The sequence below is a fragment of the Sphingobium sp. RS1 genome, from assembly GCF_056156825.1.
In genome coordinates this window covers 402,718-422,943 of sequence record NZ_JBLZXE010000003.1, presented here as the reverse complement: position 1 = coordinate 422,943, position 20,226 = coordinate 402,718, and the positions used below count along the sequence as shown (strand labels likewise).

Annotated in this window: 14 protein-coding genes; 9 read left to right on the top strand and 5 right to left on the bottom strand. The window is 61.9% G+C overall.

What is annotated here, in order from left to right; all coding sequences use genetic code 11:
• Positions 1–5: 5 nt before the first annotated feature.
• The gene (locus ACNHGR_RS21865; RefSeq protein ID WP_475288911.1) at positions 6–413 is read right to left on the bottom strand and encodes a VOC family protein; all 408 of its coding nucleotides are present in this window, start codon (positions 411–413) and stop codon (positions 6–8) included.
• Positions 413–1,567 (bottom strand): alpha/beta hydrolase, encoded by a 1,155-nt coding sequence (locus tag ACNHGR_RS21860; protein WP_475288909.1) that lies wholly within the window; start codon positions 1,565–1,567, stop codon positions 413–415. Before ACNHGR_RS21860 ends, ACNHGR_RS21865 begins: the two co-directional genes overlap by 1 nt.
• Before the next feature lie 259 nt (positions 1,568–1,826).
• Here ACNHGR_RS21860 and ACNHGR_RS21855 point away from each other — a divergent pair, with 259 nt between their 5' ends.
• From ACNHGR_RS21855 to ACNHGR_RS21845, 3 genes are read left to right on the top strand one after another with little or no spacing between them, the layout of a single operon-like run.
• A complete protein-coding gene (locus ACNHGR_RS21855) occupies positions 1,827–2,771 on the top strand; it encodes a fumarylacetoacetate hydrolase family protein (protein WP_475288907.1) in 945 nt (314 codons plus the stop codon).
• A complete protein-coding gene (locus ACNHGR_RS21850; RefSeq protein WP_475288905.1) occupies positions 2,768–3,304 on the top strand; it encodes a cupin domain-containing protein in 537 nt (178 codons plus the stop codon). The genes ACNHGR_RS21855 and ACNHGR_RS21850 overlap by 4 nt, the downstream gene beginning before the upstream one ends.
• A gap of 2 nt (positions 3,305–3,306) precedes the next feature.
• A complete protein-coding gene (locus tag ACNHGR_RS21845; protein WP_475288903.1) occupies positions 3,307–4,056 on the top strand; it encodes an SDR family NAD(P)-dependent oxidoreductase in 750 nt (249 codons plus the stop codon).
• Positions 4,057–4,069: 13 nt separating this feature from the next.
• Here the strand turns inward: ACNHGR_RS21845 and ACNHGR_RS21840 are convergent, their stop codons facing one another.
• The gene (locus ACNHGR_RS21840) at positions 4,070–5,395 is read right to left on the bottom strand and encodes an MFS transporter (protein WP_475288901.1); all 1,326 of its coding nucleotides are present in this window, start codon (positions 5,393–5,395) and stop codon (positions 4,070–4,072) included.
• Between the two features lie 126 nt (positions 5,396–5,521).
• Between ACNHGR_RS21840 and ACNHGR_RS21835 the strand changes: the two genes are divergently transcribed.
• The gene (locus tag ACNHGR_RS21835; protein WP_475288899.1) at positions 5,522–6,850 is read left to right on the top strand and encodes an MFS transporter; all 1,329 of its coding nucleotides are present in this window, start codon (positions 5,522–5,524) and stop codon (positions 6,848–6,850) included.
• Here ACNHGR_RS21835 and ACNHGR_RS21830 read toward each other — a convergent pair.
• Positions 6,811–9,108, bottom strand: coding sequence for a glycoside hydrolase family 3 N-terminal domain-containing protein (locus ACNHGR_RS21830; RefSeq protein WP_475288897.1), 2,298 nt, complete (start codon positions 9,106–9,108; stop codon positions 6,811–6,813). The two genes, ACNHGR_RS21835 and ACNHGR_RS21830, sit on opposite strands and share 40 nt — an antisense overlap.
• Positions 9,109–9,254: 146 nt before the next feature.
• Here ACNHGR_RS21830 and ACNHGR_RS21825 point away from each other — a divergent pair, with 146 nt between their 5' ends.
• The 4 genes from ACNHGR_RS21825 (at position 9,255) to ACNHGR_RS21810 (ending at position 17,884) form a co-directional block, all read left to right on the top strand.
• Positions 9,255–10,265 carry a LacI family DNA-binding transcriptional regulator gene (locus ACNHGR_RS21825; protein WP_475288896.1) on the top strand — a complete coding sequence of 337 codons (1,011 nt, stop codon included), beginning with the start codon at positions 9,255–9,257 and terminating at the stop codon, positions 10,263–10,265.
• 45 nt (positions 10,266–10,310) lie between these two features.
• On the top strand, positions 10,311–13,283 hold the full coding sequence (locus tag ACNHGR_RS21820; RefSeq protein ID WP_475288894.1) for a TonB-dependent receptor: 2,973 nt from the start codon (positions 10,311–10,313) through the stop codon (positions 13,281–13,283).
• 72 nt (positions 13,284–13,355) lie between these two features.
• The gene (locus ACNHGR_RS21815) at positions 13,356–14,831 is read left to right on the top strand and encodes a glucoamylase family protein (RefSeq protein WP_475288892.1); all 1,476 of its coding nucleotides are present in this window, start codon (positions 13,356–13,358) and stop codon (positions 14,829–14,831) included.
• Positions 14,828–17,884 carry a discoidin domain-containing protein gene (locus ACNHGR_RS21810; RefSeq protein WP_475288890.1) on the top strand — a complete coding sequence of 1,019 codons (3,057 nt, stop codon included), beginning with the start codon at positions 14,828–14,830 and terminating at the stop codon, positions 17,882–17,884. Before ACNHGR_RS21815 ends, ACNHGR_RS21810 begins: the two co-directional genes overlap by 4 nt.
• A 9-nt stretch (positions 17,885–17,893) precedes the next feature.
• Here ACNHGR_RS21810 and ACNHGR_RS21805 read toward each other — a convergent pair whose 3' ends face one another.
• Entirely contained in the window at positions 17,894–19,258 is a 1,365-nt protein-coding gene (locus tag ACNHGR_RS21805; protein ID WP_475288888.1) for a carboxylesterase/lipase family protein, read from the bottom strand.
• A 211-nt stretch (positions 19,259–19,469) separates the two neighbouring features.
• Between ACNHGR_RS21805 and yaaA the strand changes: the two genes are divergently transcribed.
• The gene (gene yaaA, locus ACNHGR_RS21800) at positions 19,470–20,222 is read left to right on the top strand and encodes a peroxide stress protein YaaA (RefSeq protein WP_475288886.1); all 753 of its coding nucleotides are present in this window, start codon (positions 19,470–19,472) and stop codon (positions 20,220–20,222) included.
• The last annotated feature ends 4 nt before the right edge of the window (positions 20,223–20,226 follow it).

Below are 20,226 nucleotides of genomic sequence, written 5' to 3'. Positions count from 1 at the left end.
AATGTTCAGGAATTAGGCTCTTCGACAAATTCGATGAGGTTGCCCGCGCAATCGCGGATGAAGCAGCCCTTACCGAAAGCTTCCCGCACGACAAAGGCGACATCGACTTGCTTTTCCGTCATTTCATCCAGAAAGGCGTCCAGATCCTCGACACGGAAGGCGACATGCTTGTTCCCATGGGTCTTCAGATCGCTTGGCGGATGGCGGCGATCATCTGGCAGAGGCGTCCCCCCTTCAACCTCGAAAATCTCGAAGCGCAATGGCCCCTTGCGTATCATGGCCGCCTCCGCCCCGGCGGCCGCGATCTGGAAGCGCTTCTCGATTTCGAACCCCAGCACACGGCCATACCAGTCTATCGCCGCATCCAGGCTGGGCACGGATACGCCACCATGATGGAAGGTGAAATCCGCCATCATCCCATCTCCGCAAACGTCTGCGCGCACCAGTCCGCGATATAATCGCGCATGCCGGTGCCATTATCAGCGCCGCAATGTTCGACCTCGAAATCCTTCTTCGTGAACATGCGCATATGGCGCTTGGGGCTGTTGACGGCCTGATCGTAGCTTAGCTGGGCGTTGAAGGCCGGAATCTGCCGATCATTTTCCCCATGGGTGATGAGAAACGGCACACTGATCTTTTCCACCTGTCCGTCCAGCGTGATCTGGTCGGCATAGGCGAGGAAGGCGTCACGGTCATCTATGCCGAATACCCACATGACATGATCCCAATAATGGGGCACGGGATTTTCGCCTTCATTGGCGACCCGCTCGCGCTGGCGCTGGCCCCAGACGTGATTGGCGCCCATCACCGCGCAAAGCGCGTAGCGCGGTTCGTTCGCAGCGATGCGCGGCGCGTGATAGCCACCGAAGGACAGGCCGAAAATGCCAATCCGATCCGCAATCACGTCATCGCGGGTCAGCAGATAGTCCAGCGCCGGCGTACCCCATCGCTCGCCGTCGAACACCGCTGGCAAGCCACGTTTGCGGATCGCCTCTCCTGTACCGGGTTGGTCGACGAACAAGGTGTTCATGCCGCGATCCAGGTTCGCCTGGCCATGCCCGGCCAAGCACACCTGTTCCTTCATCGAATCCAGTCCGTTGACGGACACCAGCGTTGGACGCGGCGTACCGGAACCATCATGGTAGAAAATGCCTGTGTAACTGCCGCCTTCATACGGAATCTCGACCTTTTCGATATGAAGGCCACGCAAAGCGGCTCCCTTGTGAAACAAGTCCATCCCGCGTTCATAGGCGGCCCAGCGCGGCGCATAATCGCGCCCCTGCATCCGCTCCGCCGCCAGATAATAGCCTGAAGCCCGCAGATATTTGCTGCCTGCCGACAGAAGATAGCCCTCCGCCTCATCAGCGGCGGCATTGTTCGCCACCTGATCGGCAACGCGGATCCAACTGTCGAACATCAATGCCGATGCCTGATCCGGCCCCAGATCGCGTGAGGCCTGTTGGATCGGCCGGTTAGCCTCATCGATCTCGCCATGGTTGCCGCCGGCGACCAACGCCAGATTGACGGCAAGATTCCAGATATAGTTTCCGGGAAAGGGTTCAAACATCGCTCGATCCTAAGCTGTTCCATCAGGTTCGGAGCAGGGCGACGGGCCAGGTAGGAAAAGGTCCATCCGGACGCAGTGTCGTCCTGCTCCACATGTTATCACGCGCCATTAAGCCGATGGCGGATCGACAGACCATCGCATCCTATCAATAGCTGGCTATCGATAGCATCCCTTTGCAGCGTGCGGCGCGGTGCGGTAGCCGCTGGGGCCAAAGCATATTTTTGCGCCCGACGCGGCGCACACCGGGAGATGGAATTATATGCGGCTGGCAAGTCTGGATAATGGTTCTCGCGACGGTCGGTTAATCCTGATAGCCCCCGATGGCCGCTCCTACGCGGAAGCGGAACACTTGTCGCTCCAGCAAGCGCTTGAAGATTGGGAAAATGCTTCGGCGGGATTTGCCTCCGTAACGGACTTTCCGTTCGCGCTGGATACGACCAAGCTGCTCGCGCCGTTGCCCCGTGCCTGGCAATGGCTCGACGGATCGGTCTACCCCAGCCATGGCGCGTTGATGGACAAGGCGTTGGGCATCGATCCGTTCAAGCCGGACTGGCCACTCATGTATCAGGGCGTGTCCGATATATTCCATGCGCCCCACGCCAATGTCCCGATGATCGATGAGGCACTGGGCATCGATTTCGAGGGCGAGTTCGGCGTCATTACCGACGCCGTGCCCATGGGAACGCCGGCCAGCGAGGCTGGCAAGCATATCCGCCTGATCGTGCAGATCAACGACTGGTCGCTGCGCAAGCTGGCCGGGCCGGAAATGAAGTCCGGTTTTGGCTGGATTCAGGCGAAACCCCCCTGCGGTATGGCGCCTTTTGCTGTCACGCCTGACGAGTTGGGGGCGCAGTGGCGCGATTTCCGCCCGGCCCTCAATCTGCGCGTACACTGGAACGGCACGCAGTTCGGCGATGCCCATGGCGGCCCCATGGCCTACGGTTTTCACGAATTGGTCGCCCATGCCGCCCGCACCCGCAATCTGGTGGCCGGCACGGTGATCGGATCGGGCACAGTATCGAACGAAAATTATCGCGAGGTCGGATCTTCCTGCATCGCCGAACGGCGCGGCATCGAAATTGTCGATACCGGGGCACCGATCACCGACTTCATGAAATATGGCGACACGGTGCGCATGGAGGCGCACCTGCCCGATGGGCGAACGCCATTTGGCGCCATTGAACAGAAGGTGGTGAAACCATGAGCACGATCCTTTCCGATTCCGGCCTGCCGCCGATCCAACGCGTCGTCACTGGCCACGACGAGGATGGGCGTGCCCGTTTCCGGTCCGAGGATATCGAGCCAACCCGCTTCATCCCGTCTGGCGATGCCGCCATGCTGACGGTCTGGACCACGGCCACGGTGCCCGCAGATAATAATGACGATACCGATGGACGGGATCGCCCGGCCGGTACCACGCTTAATGGCGGGTCGGTAATCCGGATTGTCGATATGTTGCCGCATCAGCAAAGCCCGATGCACCGCACCAATTCGATCGACTATGGCATCGTGCTGAAGGGGGAGATCGAACTGGAACTGGAAGACGGCCATAAGAAGACGGTGAGCGAGGGCGGGATCATCATCCAGCGCGGCACCAATCATCTGTGGCGCAACCGGACCGACCAGGTCTGCCGGATCGCATTCATCCTGATCGAGGCGCCTGCCTATCTGCATGACGGCGTGCCGCTCGCCGAAGCTAAGCCGGAGCAGGTGGACCCGGCCTATCAGCAGGACTGACCGTGTTCGACCTGAGCGGCAGACATGCGATCGTGACCGGTTCCACGCGTGGCATCGGTCGCGCCATTGCAGAAGCGCTGATCGCGCAGGGCGCGCATGTCCTCATCTCCAGCGAAGACTCGGCGGATACCGATCGGGTTGCCGCTGAACTTGGCATGCCCGGCCAGACATGTGATGTCGCCGATTCCGCCGCGCTCGCGGCCCTGACCGAACGCGCCGCAGCCGAGTTTGGTGGCCTCGACATTCTGGTCTGCAATGCGGGGATCACCGGGCACCCCGGCCCCATCGCCGATATCGACATGGCCGATTATGCCCGCGTGATGGCCATCAATCTCACCAGCCAGGTCCAGCTCTGCAACCTCGCTTTGCCTTTTATCGCGGCCCGGGGCGGTGGAGCTGCCATATTGGTTTCCAGTCTTTCGGGGTTGCGCGGCAACAGTCGCATCAACGCCTATGCCCTCGCCAAGGCCGGTGTCGCTCAACTCGCGCGCAATCTGGCGGTCGAATGGGGCCCCAAGGCCGTACGCGTCAATGCGGTTTCCCCCGGCTTCATTGCAACCGAGCTATCACAGCCGCTGCTGGACGATACCGCATTCATGGCGCGCAGGATGGCCATGACCCCGCTCAGACGTCCCGGAACGCCGGCCGAAGTGGCAGGCGCCGTGACTTTCCTGGCATCGGCCGCTGGCGCTTTCGTGACCGGCCATAATCTTGTGATCGACGGCGGCACGCTCATCACCGACGGCAGTTGACCGCGCATTGCGGTCAGACCGCATTGGCGAGCCGTCCACTCCGCAATCGCCACGCAACCGGCAAGACAATCGCCACACCCGCCAGGGCTGCAATGGAGAGCCACAGGAAGGCTCCCAGCAAACCGCCGGCATGCTGCCCTGCGAAGGTCACTACGACGGGCGAGAGAAACTGGCCGAAGGCAAAGGCCGATTGCCAGAAGCCGGTGCCTCGCCCGCGAAATTCGAAGCGCAGGATTGACATCGACCAGACCAGCAATGTGGGCAGCAGCATGCCGGCGCCGATCTGATTGACGAAGCAGCCAGCGAGGAAGCCGGACACCGTTCCGCTTTTGCCCATCAGCATGAAGCCAAGAGCCAACAGGCTGAGTTCCGTCAGCAGAAGCGCCGCGATCGACCATTTTGAACCGATGCGGGCATAGATGAATGTTCCGAGCGGAACCCCGATCGAGGCAATGGATGTTAGGAGCCCGCGTTCGGCAGGGCTATTCATGCCGAGGGCAGCAAAGCCCGAGGGCGCCTGAATTTGGACAGTATAGAAGAAGATGGAACTGTAGATGGTGATAGCCACGATCATTGCCATCTTCGCCCATGGAAAACCCTCCCAGGACAGATGATGGGCACGAGGCGTATCGGTGCGTGCGTCGCCGCCCGGTTCCCAGGTGAATTTCCAGACCATTGCGAACATGATGATGGCGGAGGCATAGGCCCAGAAGGGCGTTCGCCATCCCGTTTCCCCCAATATGCCGCCGAGGTTGAAAAACAGCAGTGCCGAAACCGAGGCAAAGGCCGTCTGCCCCGCCAGCCATTTGTCGCGCTGCGCACCTTTATAATAATCCCCTATCATCGTGGTGGACAACACATAGATCAGGGCTTCGGCAACGCCGACGCCGAGACGCGAGATCAGTATATGCGTGAGACCCGAGAGGAATACTGGCATGATCCCGAGGAACGCGTAGAGCAGGAAGGATGCCAGCAGCAGACGGCGTCGCCCGAAATAGTCCCCGAGCATACCGGCAAAGGGACATAGCAACGCGACGCACAGGGATGGCACCGTCAAGATCATCGGCACCCAATATTCATGACCCGGAACATCGGCGAACTGCGCCATGAGATCGGGAATGATCGGCGCGAGCAGCACGACCGCCATCGTCGTCAACGTAATCGGAAACAGCAAGGAAAAGCCCGTCATCACCGATGGGCGATGCGCATCCAGCGGAGAAGCAACCGGTTCAGAAGCCATGGCAGACGCGTCCGCGCAGGAGTGGCTCTCGTTGTGGCAGCAGCATCGCATCCTCATGGTCTTTTTGCTTATCGGACAGGCATAAGCATGGCTTTCCATCCCAAGTCGAATGGATAGTGCCGCAGCCCATCTATCCATGATTCAGGTTCGTGGGCGGGCAGCGATTGCCGCACCATGGCATGAGTGGACCTGACAAAAGGCAGCCGACATTCTATCGCTCGGTCGATGCCTTCCCTCCCCTCCTCATCGCCACAAGCGGCATATCCCATTCGCGCCATAGGCTTTGGCGCAGGCGATTATGCCTTCAACCTCTATTGGCAGACGGTCACCCTTTACCTTCTGTTCTTCTACACCGATCGGCTGGGCCTGACGCCGGATGCTGCGGGCATCATCATGGTGGCCGGTGCCTTTGCCGATGGGCTGGCCGATCTGGCCATCGGATTTGCCGCGGACCGATGGCATATGCGTTATCGCCGCATCGTGGCAGGGGGGACGTTGCCGCTCGCAATTCTGTTCGTCCTGCTGTTCCAGCAGCCGGCCCTGTCGGGCGGGGCGCTATTCGCCTTCGTCTTGGTCGTGCATCTGGCCTTTCGCATCCTCTATGCACTGGTCAACCTGCCCTATGCTGCCTGGTCGACGCGGGTCAGCCCGCATGCGAAAGACCGGACCTTGATGTCGGGATCGCGCATGACCTTCGGCGCGCTGGGGGCTGTCACCGTTGCCTTCGCCATGCCGGCACGCGGGGAAAGCTATAGCGGAATGGCGATCCTGCTGGGGATCATCGCAACCATCGTACTGGCCGCCGTCGTCTGGCGGGTACCCGAACATGTGCCGCTGGATAGCCCCCAGACCATGCCGCGTTCCACACGACGAGACTTGCACGCCCTGTCTCGCAACCGGCCATTCATGATGCTTGGCGCGGCGACCCTGTTCGTCACCATCGCAGGCGCGATCATCGGCCATTCAGTGCTTTATTATTTCACCTATATCCTGGCGGCGCCCCCCGCCGGCAAGCAGGCGCTGGCAATCATGGGAGTGACCGGTGCGGTCGCCGTTCCCGCATGGACAGCCATCGCCATGGCCCTGGGCGCCCGCAGAGCCTGGCTGATGGCCGCCTGCATGGGGCTGATCGCGCTGGCCAGTCTCGCGCTCCGGCCATCCGAGCCGGGTGTGATATTCCCGATCATCGTCCTTGCGGTGATACAGGTGGGGATGAGCGGCTTCCACCTGGCCGCCTGGGCGATGTTGCCGACCACCGTTGATCATGGCGAACGCCGCACCGGCTTTCGAGTGGAGGCAACCGCCTTCAGCCTGTTCATGCTGGTCCAGAAGATCGGGCTGGGACTGGCGGCGCTCTCGCTGGGGCTGGCCTACAGCCATTGGGGGTATAAAGGCGGGACGCCCGATGTCACGGGCCGCGCCGCTATCTACTGGCTGATGGTGGCGGGGCCACTGATCACCATTGCGGCCGGGGCCGCGATCATGGCGCTGGCCCCGATCCGCAACCGGGAGGATCAGGCCAGCACGAACATGTCCGACACGCCTTCAGCCTGAGCCGACGGCGCGATCCAGAGGCGAAATTTGCCGGGCTCCACGGTTGGCTTCATATCCTGTCCCAGGAAGGTCAGGTCGTCGCGTTTCAGCGTGAAGCGCACCTCCTGCGTCTCGCCGGGCTTCAGCGTGATCCGCTGGAACGCCTTCAACTCGCGCACCGGCCGGGTGATGCTGGCGGTGATATCCTGAACATAGAGTTGCGCGACCTCTGTCGCGTCGTAGCGGCCGCTATTGCGGATGCTGGCTGTTACGGTCAACTCGCCGCCGGTCGTCAGCCGGCCCGTACCCATATCGAGTTTCGTATAGACGATCTCTCCATAGGTCAGGCCATGGCCGAAGGGGTAGAGGGCGGCATTGGGCGCCTCGCGATAGTGAGCCTTATATTCCTGACGCGGCCCCGGCGGATTGGGACGACCGGTATTCTTGTGCGCATAATAAAGCGGTTCCTGCCCACTTTCATAAGGGAAGGAGCAAGGCAGCCGCGCCGACGGGCTGGCCAGGCCGAACAGGATGTCAGCGATGGCCATGCCCGACATGGAGCCAAGGAACCAGGTCGCCACTATCGCCGGCGCCTCCTTCACGGCGCCATGCAATGCGAGGGCACGGCCATGACGCAGCAGCACGACCACAGGCTTGCCAGTCTCTGCGATCGCTTCGGCCAGCGCCATTTGCGGTGCCGGAATGGTGATGTCGGTGCGCGACTGCGCCTCCCCCGACATCTTCTGGCTTTCGCCGATTGCCAATATCACGATGTCGGCGGACCGGGCCGCGGCAACCGCAGCCTCGATCCCACCAGCAATCGGCTTTTCAATGCCTGATCCATCAACCGCAACGATGGACTGAGGGTCGGTCGCCAGCGCGCGCATCCCGCTCAAAAGATCGATGGCATCCGCATCCGTGCCATAGACATTCCAGGGGCCGACCAGTTCGCGTTGACCCTGCACGAAGGGACCGATCAGCGCGATCCGCTTGCCGGATCTCGGCAGCGGCAACAGATCCTTCTCATTCTTGAGCAGCACGATCGACCGGCGTGCCGCATCGCGGGCGACCTCCAGATGCGCGGGCGTTCGTACCCGCTCCTTCTCCCGCTTGGGATCGATGCGACGGAATGGATCATCGAACAGGCCGAGTTTCGCCTTCAGCGCCAGAACGCGCCGGACGGCTTCGTCGAGCCGGGCCATCGGCACTTCACCGTCCTTTACCAGACCCGGCAGGTGGCGAACATAGAAGCCCGACTGCATCGACATGTCGACGCCGGCCAGGAAGGCGAGCTTGGCCGCTTCCCGCTCATCGGCAGCGAACCCGTGATCGATCAGTTCAAAATCACCGGTATAGTCGGATACCACCAGCCCATCGAACTGCCATTGCCGCCGCAGCACATCGGTCAGCAGCCAGTGATTCGCCGTGGCCGGTATTCCGGACAGTTCGTTGAAGGAGGCCATGACCGTCGCCGTCTCCGCATCCAAGGCGGCCTGGAAAGGCGGAAAATAGATTTCGCGGAGCGTACGTTCGGATATGTCGACGCTATTATAGTCAAGGCCACCTTCGGCCGCGCCATAGGCGGCGAAATGCTTCGCGCAGGCGGCCATCGCATCATCGGCCATCAGGCCCGACCGGCCCTGAAAACCGCGTACGCGGGCGTCGGCCATGATGCGACCGAGCAACACATCTTCGCCTGCTCCTTCAATCCCGCGTCCCCAGCGCTGGTCGCGGGCGATGTCCACCATCGGCGCAAAGTTCCAGTCGATACCGGCCGCCGTCGCCTCGATCGCGGCGATGCGGGCCGTCTGTTCGGCAAGGGCCGGATCAAAACTCCCGGCTTCTGCCAGGGGCATGGGAAAGACCGTGCGGAAGCCGTGGATGACATCGGCCGCAAAGATAAGCGGGATCTTCAGGCGCGACTTTTGGGTCGCCATGGCCTGCATCTGTCGCGCCATTTCCGCGCCATTGCCGTTGAAAACACCGCCGACCCGTCCGCGTCGCACCTCTTCCAACTGCTGCCGGAAGCTGGATTTGGACGGCGATGTCGGATTGAGCGCATTGGCCGCGCCGCCTGCCCAGGCGGCCGCCATGAGCGTGACCTGCCCCGCCTTTTCCTCCACCGTCATCTTTGCGATCAGGGCGTCGAAATCGGCAGACGCTCCCGCTGCGCCACTCATTTGCGCGAGCAACGCACGGGCTGGCGAGGACGCCCAGGCCGCGACCGCGCCGGCACCGATCAGAATCGCGCGACGCGACATAGAGGAGGAGGGCTGCATGTCATTCTCCTAAGATTTCCGGGCGCTCCCGGCATCATCATGTGCCGTTTCGCCATGCTATTGCAGTATCTTCCGGTTTCTTGTAACCGGTTACAAGATGGATCGGCAAGCTATGCCGACAAAAAAGCGGACGACAAGGGCTGAGGATGAACGACAAGGCCATGGCACAGGCGACGATTCGGGACGTGGCGCGCGAAGCCGGTGCGTCGGTCGCGTCCGTGTCACGCGTGTTCAATCGCCTGCCCAATGTCCGGCCCGAACTCAAGGCTCGAGTCGAAGCTGCCGCGCGCAAGCTGAACTATGTGCCCCACGCCGGCGCTCGCAACCTCAGCCTGGCACGCACCGGTGTCATCGGTGTCGTCCTGCCGGATCTGCACGGCGAGTTCTTCTCCGAAATGTTACGCGGCATGGAACGCGAAGCCGCCATGCGCGGACGGCATCTGCTGCTGTCGAACATGCATCTGGACGTCGGACATGGCATTGATGCGCTGCGCAACATGCGCGGACGGGTGGATGGCCTGATCGTCATGGCGCCGCATATCGACCCGGACCAGTTGTTCGCCCATCTGCCTGCCAGCATTCCGGCCATCCTGCTCAATTGCCCGGAAAATCGGCAAGGCCGTCCGGAATTGCGCATCGACAATGCCGCCGGAGCGCGCACCATGGTCAATCATCTGATTGCCACCGGCCGTCGATCGATCATTCACATCGCCGGGTCGCAAGGGAATATCGAAGCCGCCGAACGCGCACGCGGCTATAGCGAGGCGATGGCGGCAGCGGGATTGAGCCCGGTCATCCTGCCTGGGAATTTTGACGAAGAGTCAGGCCATCTTGCCGTTCAGCGGTTGCAGATGCAGCAGGTTGACGTCGATGCCATCTTTGCCGCGAACGACATGATGGCGATCGGCGCGCTGGTCGCGCTGCGCGACATGGGCGTCAATGTGCCGGGCCAGATCGCCGTCGCGGGATTCGACAATATCCCGCTCGCGCGCCTCATCAGCCCTGCCCTGACGACCATGGCGGTCGATATCGCAGATCTTGGTGCCCGCGCCGTTAACCGCCTTTCCGCCGTCATCGAAGGAGAAAACGTTCCGCAGACGGAACTTAGACATCCCAGCCTCATTGTTCGCAACAGCACGACGCATAGCACAACGTAACGACCACCCCGAAGGGAACGGGGATAAGACAGGGGAACAGATGCCATGAACAAGACGAACGCCATTCGCCTCCTTCTCGCCAGTGCCGCGATGAGCGGCGTGGTAGCCATGACGGTGCCCGCGAGCGCCCAGACCACGGTCGCATCGATCCGTGGCCGAGTGACGGACTCCGCCGGCGCGCCCGTTGCCGGTGCCACGGTGACGTTGAATAGCGCCGGTACCGGCCGCACCCAGACGGCGACCAGTGGCGCCAATGGCACCTATATTCTGAATGGCGTGCGCGCCGGCACCTATCGCATCTCTGTAACCGGTTCCGACAAGGGAAGTTTCGAACAGGATATCGCGGTCGGCGTAGGTCAGGCAGCCACTGTCGACGCCCAGTTGGGAACGCCATCGACTGATACCGCCGCCGCCACCCCCGACGATGGCGCTGGCAGCCAGATAATTGTCACCGGCAGCCGCCTGCGTGAAACCCGCACCAGCGAAATCGCGACCAACATCAGCCAGGAACAGATTCGTGTCCTGCCGCAGACCGATCGCAACTTCCTGAGCTTTGCGGCGCTGGCACCGGGCGTTCGCTACAATGACTCAGAAACGGACAAGAGTTTCTCGTCCGGCGCTTCCCCCGCCAGCCAGGTCAACGTGTTCATCGACGGCGTCAGCCTGAAGAACAAGCTGCGGGAAGGCGGCGTCGCAGGCCAGCAGAACAGCCGTGGCAATCCCTTCGGCCAGTTGGCCGTGCAGGAATTCCGGGTCATCACGCAGAATTACAAGGCCGAATATGAGCAAGCCGGCGCGGCGGTCATCACGGCCGTCACCAAGTCGGGCACCAACGAATTTCATGGCGAGGTATTCGGCCAATATACCGACCGCTCGCTCACCGAAAAAAGCTATATCGACAAGCGCGACGGCAATGCCAAGCCCGCTTTCGAACGCAAGCAATATGGCGCGTCGCTGGGCGGCCCGATCATCAAGGACAAGCTGTTCTTCTTCATGGCCTATGAAGGCAATGACCAGGATCGCGCCTTCAATGTCCGGTCCAATGGTGCCGACGATGCCATCGCGGAATTCGAACAATATTCCGGTCGCCAGATCAGCGATTTCGAAGGGGCATTCGTCAGCCCGTTCCGCAGCGATTTCTATTTCGGCAAGCTGACCCTGACTCCGAATGAAAACCAGACGTTCGACGTCTCGTTCAGTCGGCGTGAGGAAACCGACATTCAGGGCTTCGGCGATAACGTCGCCTATGACTATGCCGAAAACAAGATCAATGTCGTCGACACCTATCAGTTCAAATGGACCTATGACGACGATACGGTCGTCAATGAGTTCAGCGCCAACTATCTGAGCTACAAGTTCAATCCCACCTCGCTGAACCCCGATCTGCCCGCTTATGACTATCAGGGCGTGATCCTCTACGGCGGCAAGGATTCGACCCGGCGCGAGGTCCAGCAAAATTATAATTTCCGCAACGACCTGACCTATACCGGCTTGACCGGCCACGCGATCAAGTTCGGTGCGCGTATCGAGTTCACCGACATCCTGTTCGACAATCAGGCCTATATCCAGCCGCGTTATTATTTCCGGCGCGAGCCCAACAATAATCTCAACTTCGCCTTCCCGGCCGAAGCGCGACTGGGCCTGGGATCGGGCCTGATCAATGCGTCGAACACGCAGCTTGGCCTCTACATCCAGGACGACTGGGACGTGACCGACAAGTTGCAGCTGAACATCGGCCTGCGCTGGGATTATGAGAGCAACGGCTTCAACAATCGTTACACGACGCCGGCCGCGGCGGCCGCCGCGCTGCGTTCGCTGCCGACCACCGATTATTTCAACCCGGAAAACTACATCACCGACGGCAATGATCGCAGCCCGTTCAAGGGTGCCTTCGCGCCACGCTTCGGCTTCTCCTGGGATGTGAAGGGCGACCGCAGCACTGTCGTCTTCGGTGGTGCCGGCCGCTATTATGACCGCAACAATTTCAACAATACGGTCGATGAACTGTCGCGCACGATCAATCCGATCGGCCTTTTCCGCTTCTCCGCCGATGGCCTGCCGCGCGACGGCCAGCCCACCGTCGCATGGGACCCGTCCTATCTGACCCGCGAAGGGCTGCTGGCGCTGGTCAACGCCAATCCAGAAGTTGGCCTGCCGGAACTGTTCGCGGTCAAGAACAATGCCAAGCCGCCGGTAAACGACCAGTTCTCGCTCGGCGTGCGTCAGCGCGTCGGTATTTTCGAAACCTCGGTGACCGCTTCCTACCAGCGTGGCCGCAACGGATACACCAACCTGTTCGCCACCCGGAACGGCGGCGGGACGGGGACGTGCTGCGACGGCGATCTGCTCGCGGCGGTCCGGGCAGCCGGCTATTCGAACGTGCTGATCGGCTATGACGGGCTCGATACCCGGTACAAGGCGCTCTATTTCACGCTCGACAAGAATTATACTAAGCAATCGGGCTGGGGCCTCAACATCGCCTATACGCTCAGCAAGTCGGAGAAGAATGGCGGCGACCTGTTCAGCCTGGATGCGCCGACCCCCGATGCCTATGGCTGGCGCAATTCGCCGGGTGACGAGCGCCATCGCGTTGTGATTTCCGGCATTGTCGACCTGCCGCTCGGTTTCCAGTTCTCGACCCTCACCACGCTCGGATCGGGCCAGGCCTATCAGGTCACGGACGGCACCAACGGCGCCTCGTCCGGCTTCAACGACTTCACCGCCCGCTACCCTAAGAAGAATTGCATCAAGGGCGTCTTCGCCTTCTGCGAAGTCAATGTGACGCTGGCCAAGAACTTCCCGCTCTTCGGTAAGGAAGATCAGGTCAACTTCGCGGTCGATGTGCTGAACATCTTCAACAACAAGAATTTCAGCGGCTTCGACGGATATTTCAACAACACTATCAACCCCGCGACCGGTCAGGCGATCGATCCGTTGCTGCCAGCCAATGGCGCCAACGCATCGAACATGTTGACCTTGCCACGTCGCGTTCAATTCCGCGTGGGCTATCGCTTCTGATAGCTCCGCCCCCCGCAGCGGACCGGTCCTGCACGATCCGGTCCGCTGCGGTCCTGCAAACGGAGTAGACTATTGCTGGACAGAAGGAAGTTCATGGGCACGGCGGGGGTTGGGCTGGCCGGGCTGCTGACCGGCTGCGCCCCGCGTAGCCTGAATATCCCGGTATCGGACGCGCCGATCGCGGTGGACGGCTGGACGAAGCTTGAGCATCGCCCGGCGCTCGATGTCGAGGTCAGCCCGCTGATCGACGACATTCAGAAACTGGCTTTCCGCTATTTCTGGGAAGTAACCGACGAAAAGACCGGCATGGCCCCTGATCGCTGGCCGACCCCATCCTTCGTGTCCATCGCTGCTGTTGGTTTTGCCCTGACTGCTTATCCGATCGGCGTGACCCATGGCTGGATCACGCGGGACGAGGCGCGGCAGCGGACGCTGACCACGCTGCAATTCCTGGCGGCCGCGCCCATGGGCGACAAGCGCAGCCAGGTCAGCGGCTATCGCGGTTTCTTCTATCATTTCCTGGGATCGACCAAAGGCTATCGCTTCGCCCTGTCCGAACTGTCGACGATCGACACAGCGCTGCTGATGGCGGGTGTGCTGTTCGCGCAAAGCTGGTTCGACGATCCGTTGCACCCGGACGAAGTGAAGATCCGCGACCTGGCGGAGAAGCTTTATCGCGCGGTGGAATGGACGTGGATCACGCCCCGCGCGCCCTTCGTGTCGATGGGCTGGCATCCCGAAAGCGGCTTCATCCGCTCGGACTGGGAAATCTACAATGAAGGGATGATCCTATACATATTGGGCATGGGATCGCCCACCTATCCGCTGCGCGATGACACATGGAATGTCTGGAGCACCCAGTTCGAAACCAGTTGGTCCTCTCGCTGGGGCGAGCCCCATCTACATTTCGCGCCGATGTTCGGTCATCAATATAGTCATGTCTGGGTCGATTTCCGGGGTATACGCGACCGCTACATGGCCGAAAAAGGCATCGACTATTTCGAGAATAGCCGACGTGCGACCTATTGCCAGCGCAACTATGCCATGGAAAATCCGGGCGGCTGGGCCGGTTATGGCGCGGACTGCTGGGGATTGACGGCCTGCGACGGCCCCGGCGATTTCAAGATGATGCTCGGCGGCAAGGAACGCGAATTTTACAGCTATTCGGCGCGTGGCCCCGGCGAGCGTGACGATGGTACATTGGCGCCAACCGCCCTGCTCGGTTCGCTGCCCTTCGCACCGGAAATCGTCGAGCCGACCGTGCAGGCCATGTATTTCCGCTATGGCGAGCAGCTTTACGACAAATATGGGTTCCTCGACAGTTTCAATCCAACGATCGTCCGCCGTCCGGCGCAACCCTTCCGCCATGGTGAATTCCGTCTGGGCGTGGGCTGGGTCGACAAGGATTATCTGGGCATCGACCAGGGACCGATCGTCGCGATGATCGAAAATCATCGGTCCGGCCTCGTCTGGAACACGATGAAGAAGAATCCGCATATCAAGCGGGGCCTGCAACGGGCCGGCTTTACCGGCGGATGGCTCGGATGACGCCACTCGCGCTTGCTCTGGCGCTGGCCGCCCCGCAAGCCGCGACTGCCGAGGGCTACGAACAGCCCGATCGCTGGACCGCCGCCGCGTCCGACGGCGTAGTGTCGCGCGTGTCTACTGTGGCAGGCGACACCGGACAGGCACTACGCCTCGAATATGATTTCGGATCAGTGTCTGGCTATGCCTTTGCAGCCCGTGACCTGCCGCTGGAATGGCCTAAAAATTATGTGCTGCGCTTCCGGATCAGGGGTAGCGGCGGCGTCAACGACCTGCAACTGAAGTTCACCGATGCATCGGGCGACAATGTCTGGTGGAACCAACGGATCAATTTCCGCCCGTCGCAGCAATGGCAGGACGTGCGTATCCGCCCTAGTGACATGGAATTTGCATGGGGGCCCGCGCAGGATAAAGCGCTGCGGCAGACGGCCCGAATGGAGATCGTGCTGGTCCGCGGGCGCGATGGCGGCAAGGGGCATGTCGAGATTGACGATCTGGCAATCGAGCCGCTGCCCGACGCCGCCCCGTTCGCCGCGCCGAAGGCTAGCGATCGTGCCGCCATGGACGGCGACCTGTCGACTGTTTGGCGCGGCAAGGCCGGGGATGCGCTGACGATCGATCTGGGTGGATATCGGCGGTTGTCCGCCCTGTTGCTTGACTGGCGCGAAGGCGACGGCGCATCAGACTATCTGGTGGAGGGATCGGAAGACGGGTCCGCCTGGAAACTGCTAAGGGCGGTGCGCTCTGGAAACGCTGGCCGCGATCCGATTGCGCTCAACGGCGCCGAACCGCGTTATCTGCGTATCCGCCTGGAGAGCGATGGGGCGTTGGCGGAACTCGCCATCAAGGATATCGACTGGGCACCGACCGCCAACGACTTCATCGCGCGCCTGGCCGAAGCGGCGCCGCGCGGCCGTTATCCCCGTGGCTTTATCGAGCAGCCTTATTGGACGCTGGTCGGTACCGACGGTGGCGCGGTATCGGGCCTGATCGGTGAGGATGGCGCGATCGAGCCAGCCAAGGGCAGCTATTCGCTCGAACCCTTTCTGACCGTCGACGGCGGAACGATCGACTGGGCCGGCGTGGCCAGCAGCCAGAGCTTACAGGACGGCTATCTTCCGATTGCGACTACCCGCTGGACCGGAAAGGACTGGACGCTCGACACAACCAGCTTCGCCGAAGCCGATCCGTCCGCGCGTCTGATGGGACGCTGGCGCCTGACCAACCATGGCGATCATGCGCGAGCCTTCCAGTTCACGCTGGCGGTTCGCCCGTTTCAGGTCAATCCGCCCGCACAATTCCTGGCCCAGCGCGGCGGGGTCAGCCCCATATCAGCGATCCGCTGGGACGGCCGGCACATGGTTGTCCGGCAGCCCGGCCCGGTAGCCGGGGATGCGCCGGTAGACCGGCAACTGACGACCTTGCGCCCGCCCGATGTCGTCGGCATGGGCGGGTTCGATCAGGCAGCGCTGGCCGATCCCGAACGCCTGCCGGAAAGAACGGCAATCGAAGACCCCGCGCAGATGGCGCAGGCCCGCATGACATGGGCCGTGACGCTGGAGCCGGGGCAGACATTCGACCTGCCCATCGCCTTTGCCGAAAGCGGGCCAGAGGATATCGCAGTCGCGCAGAGCAAGACGGCGCAATATTGGCGCCAGCGCCTTGGCAGCGTGACCCTGAATGTCCCCGCTGCGAAGCAGCCGATCGTCGATACGCTTCGCACCGCGCTGGCCGACATATTGATCAGCCGGGATGGTGCCGCGCTCAAGCCCGGCACACGGTCCTATAATCGCAGCTGGATCCGGGATGGGGCAATGATGTCGGACGCGCTGCTGCGCCTCGGCGTCAGCGACCCGGCGATCGCCTTTGCTGACTGGTATGGCGGGCATCTGTTCGCCAATGGCAAGATACCCTGTTGCGTGGACTTCCGCGGCGCAGATCCGGTGCCGGAAAATGACTCGCATGGCGAGTATATCCATCTGATTGCGCAACTGCATCGCTACACCGGCAACACCGCGGCCTTATCGCGGGACTGGAGCAAGCTGGATGCCGCGCGGCGCTATATGGACGGGCTGCGCCTGTCGGAACGGACGCCAGCCAATCTGACGCCGGAGCGGCGAATGCTCTACGGCTTGCTGCCGCCCTCGATCAGTCACGAAGCCTATTCGGCCAAGGCGCAATATAGTCTTTGGGACGATTTCTGGGGGCTGGCCGGCTATGATGGCGCGCTTTATGCCGCGTGCGTGCTGAAGCGCCCCGATGTGGAGACGATCGCCGGCCAGCGCGACCAGTTCGCAGTCGACATATTGACAGCCATTGGCGCAGCGGCAGACCATTGGAAGATTGACTATATCCCGGGCGCCACCAGCCTGGGCGACTTCGATGCAACCTCCACCACCATGGCGCTGGAGATTACCGGCCTCCAGCCCCGCCTGGACCAGCCGCTGCTGCACAATACATTCCGGCAGCAATGGGAGCGCGTAACCGGGCGCAGCCAGTCGACCGACTGGGCCGACTATACACCCTATGAATTGCGCAATGTCTCCGCGATGCTGCGGCTGGGCTGGACGCGGCAAGCCAATGATTTGCTGGACATCTATATGCGGGATCGCCGCCCGGTCGGCTGGAACGCCTGGGCGGAGGTGGTCGGTCGAGAACCCCGGGCCATCCGCTTTCTGGGCGATCTGCCGCATGCCTGGGTTGCATCGGATTATATCCGCGCAGCGCTCGACCTGTTTGCCTATGAGGATAAGGCAAAGGAAACGCTGGTGCTGGGAGCGGGCATGACGGCGGACTGGTTGACCGGCGATGGCATTGCGATGCGCGGGTTGCGAACGCCTTATGGCAGGCTCGACCTCAGCATGCGCGGCACGCGCACACGCCTGTCCGTCAGCATCGCCGGGGATGCGCGGCCGCCCGGCGGCTTCACCCTGCGCTGGCCTTTTGAAGGGCGCCCTGCCCACACGACCGTGAACGGTCAGGCGACCAATTGGAACGGGCAAAGCCTGATCTTGCCGGCGACAGGCCGACCGCTGCTGGTGGAAATGCGCGAATAGACCGCGCGCTTAGCGGACCACCGCGGTTCCTTCTGTGGTGAAATCCATCAGTTGCTCATTCTGAGCGCCGCCATGGCGCGGCCAGGCCGTCAGCCCATCGCCGTTGGGATCACCCGTCTTGACGAAATTGACCAGATAGGCGCTGATCGTCTGGCCCATCCTATCGTCTCGCGGGCTGGTCTGCACGCCATATTTGATCGCCTGAGTGTTGAAAAAGAAGGGAATGTCAGTGGCATGATAGGCCTCCGTTCCACCGATCGACGTTGCGACATAGGAAAAGCGATAGGCGTAGACCGGCTTGCTTGTCGCCGCGAACAGGGATGCCAGATTGCGTGCGCCGGCAATCATGCGTCCATCGGGACCGCCTATATCCGCGCTGGTGGCACCGATCATGATCGGCATGGGCCTGAACCGGTTCGCGCGATAGGCATCGACCGCTTCCACCGCGCTCTTGCCGTCGATGACGGGGCTGAAGAAGGCCGGCTTGTCCGGCGTACCCATATGGGCAAGATTGAGGTCACCGGTCACTTGTGCCGCCGTCAATGTGCGTAACCGGTCCGCAGCATCGGCCGCATCGGGTTCAATGCCCTGGCTCCGGCCGAACCCTACGGCCAGAGCCTCCGCATCGGCAGGCGTGGACAGAGGGCCGGACTTGCCATCGCTGCCCGACATGATGACCGCTCGATCGAACAGGCCCCGTGCCAGCGGTGAGGTCAACAGTGCATGGACGGAACGACCCCCCGCACTTTCGCCGACCAGCGTGATTTGCGCTGGATCGCCCCCGAAAGCCGCGACGTTATGACGCACCCATTGCAAAGCGGCGATCTGGTCCGACAGGCCGTAGTTGACAACCTGCCCCGGACCGAGCGCCGGATGACGGAAGGTACCGAAACGTCCCAGCCGGTAGTTGAAGCTCACCACCATGACGCCCTGCCGGGCGAGGTTGGCCCCCGAATAAGTGGGCGGCGATGAGCCGCCATTGACGAAACCGCCACCGTAGATCCAGACCATCACCGGCAACTTGCCCTTCGCCTTGGCCGGTTTCCAGATGTTGAGGTAGAGGCAATCCTCCGACGGTGCGGTCCCCAAAGGCGCGGCGTCGCTGGGGAAAGGCTCTTGCATGCAATCGTTGCGATAGACGAGCGCGTCACGGATACCCGACCAGCGCCGGGCAGGTTGCGGCGGCTGCCAACGGAGCGCGCCGACGGGCGGCGCGGCAAATGGCACGCCCTTCCAGTTGGCAACGCCGTCCTCCACGGCGCCGCGTACTCTTCCTGCCTGTGTCTTGGCCACCGGCGCAGCCATCTGCGCGGATGCCGTTGGTACCAGCAGGCAGATCCAGGCCAGCACCAATGCCAAAGAAGAATATGTCATGATCCGCTCGTCTATCCGGAGGGTGAACCGTCTGATTTCATGCCGTTCCCGGATCATATCGCCAAAACTTCTATCGACGGACGGGGGCGCTTCTGCGGTCGATGGAATGACACCCAAATCAGCGTACGGCGATGGCGCCCCCATGCGCGGCGCGCATTGCGCCAGCAGTCAACGGTTTGACCAGGCCCTTCGCCGCCGCTACCGGGACGCCATGATCGCCCTCCTCTCCCCCGCCAAGACACTCGATTTTGAACGCGCCCTGCCCGATCTGACGTTTTCCAAACCGCATTTCGCCGAGGAAGCGCATGGCCTTGCCCAGTCGGCAGCCACCTTGTCGGAAGAGAGGCTGGGAAAGCTGATGCACATTTCGCCCCGGCTGGCCAAGCTCAACGCCGAACGCTTCCGCGATTTCGCCGACCTGCCGCAACGGCCGGCGCTCTATGCCTTTGCCGGCGACGTCTACACCGGGTTCGAAGTAGGTACGCTGGACGAAGCCGGCGTCCGCTTTGCGCAAGATCATGTACGGATGCTGTCGGGCCTCTATGGACTGCTTCGCCCTTTGGATGAAATCCGCCCCTATCGGCTGGAAATGGGCACGAGCTGGGCGCCCGGCCATAAGAAGCTGACCGACTGGTGGGGCGACCGGATCGCCCGCCATCTGCGTACGGAACTGGAGCAGGAAGGGTCCGGCATCATCCTCAATCTTGCCAGCCAGGAATATTTTGCAGCCGTGAAGGGCAAGCTGGCAGGCATCCGCGTGATCGAAGTGGAATTTCGCGAGCCGGGTCCGGACGGTCCGCGTTTCGTCAGCTTCAACGCCAAGCGGGCGCGGGGCACGATGGCCCGCTGGCTGTGCGAACATCATATCACTGACATCGAGTCCATGCGCGGCTTCGACAGCGATGGCTATCGCTTCGAGCCGGCAGAAAGCGATCCGGACCGCTGGCGCTTCACCCGCATGTGAGCGG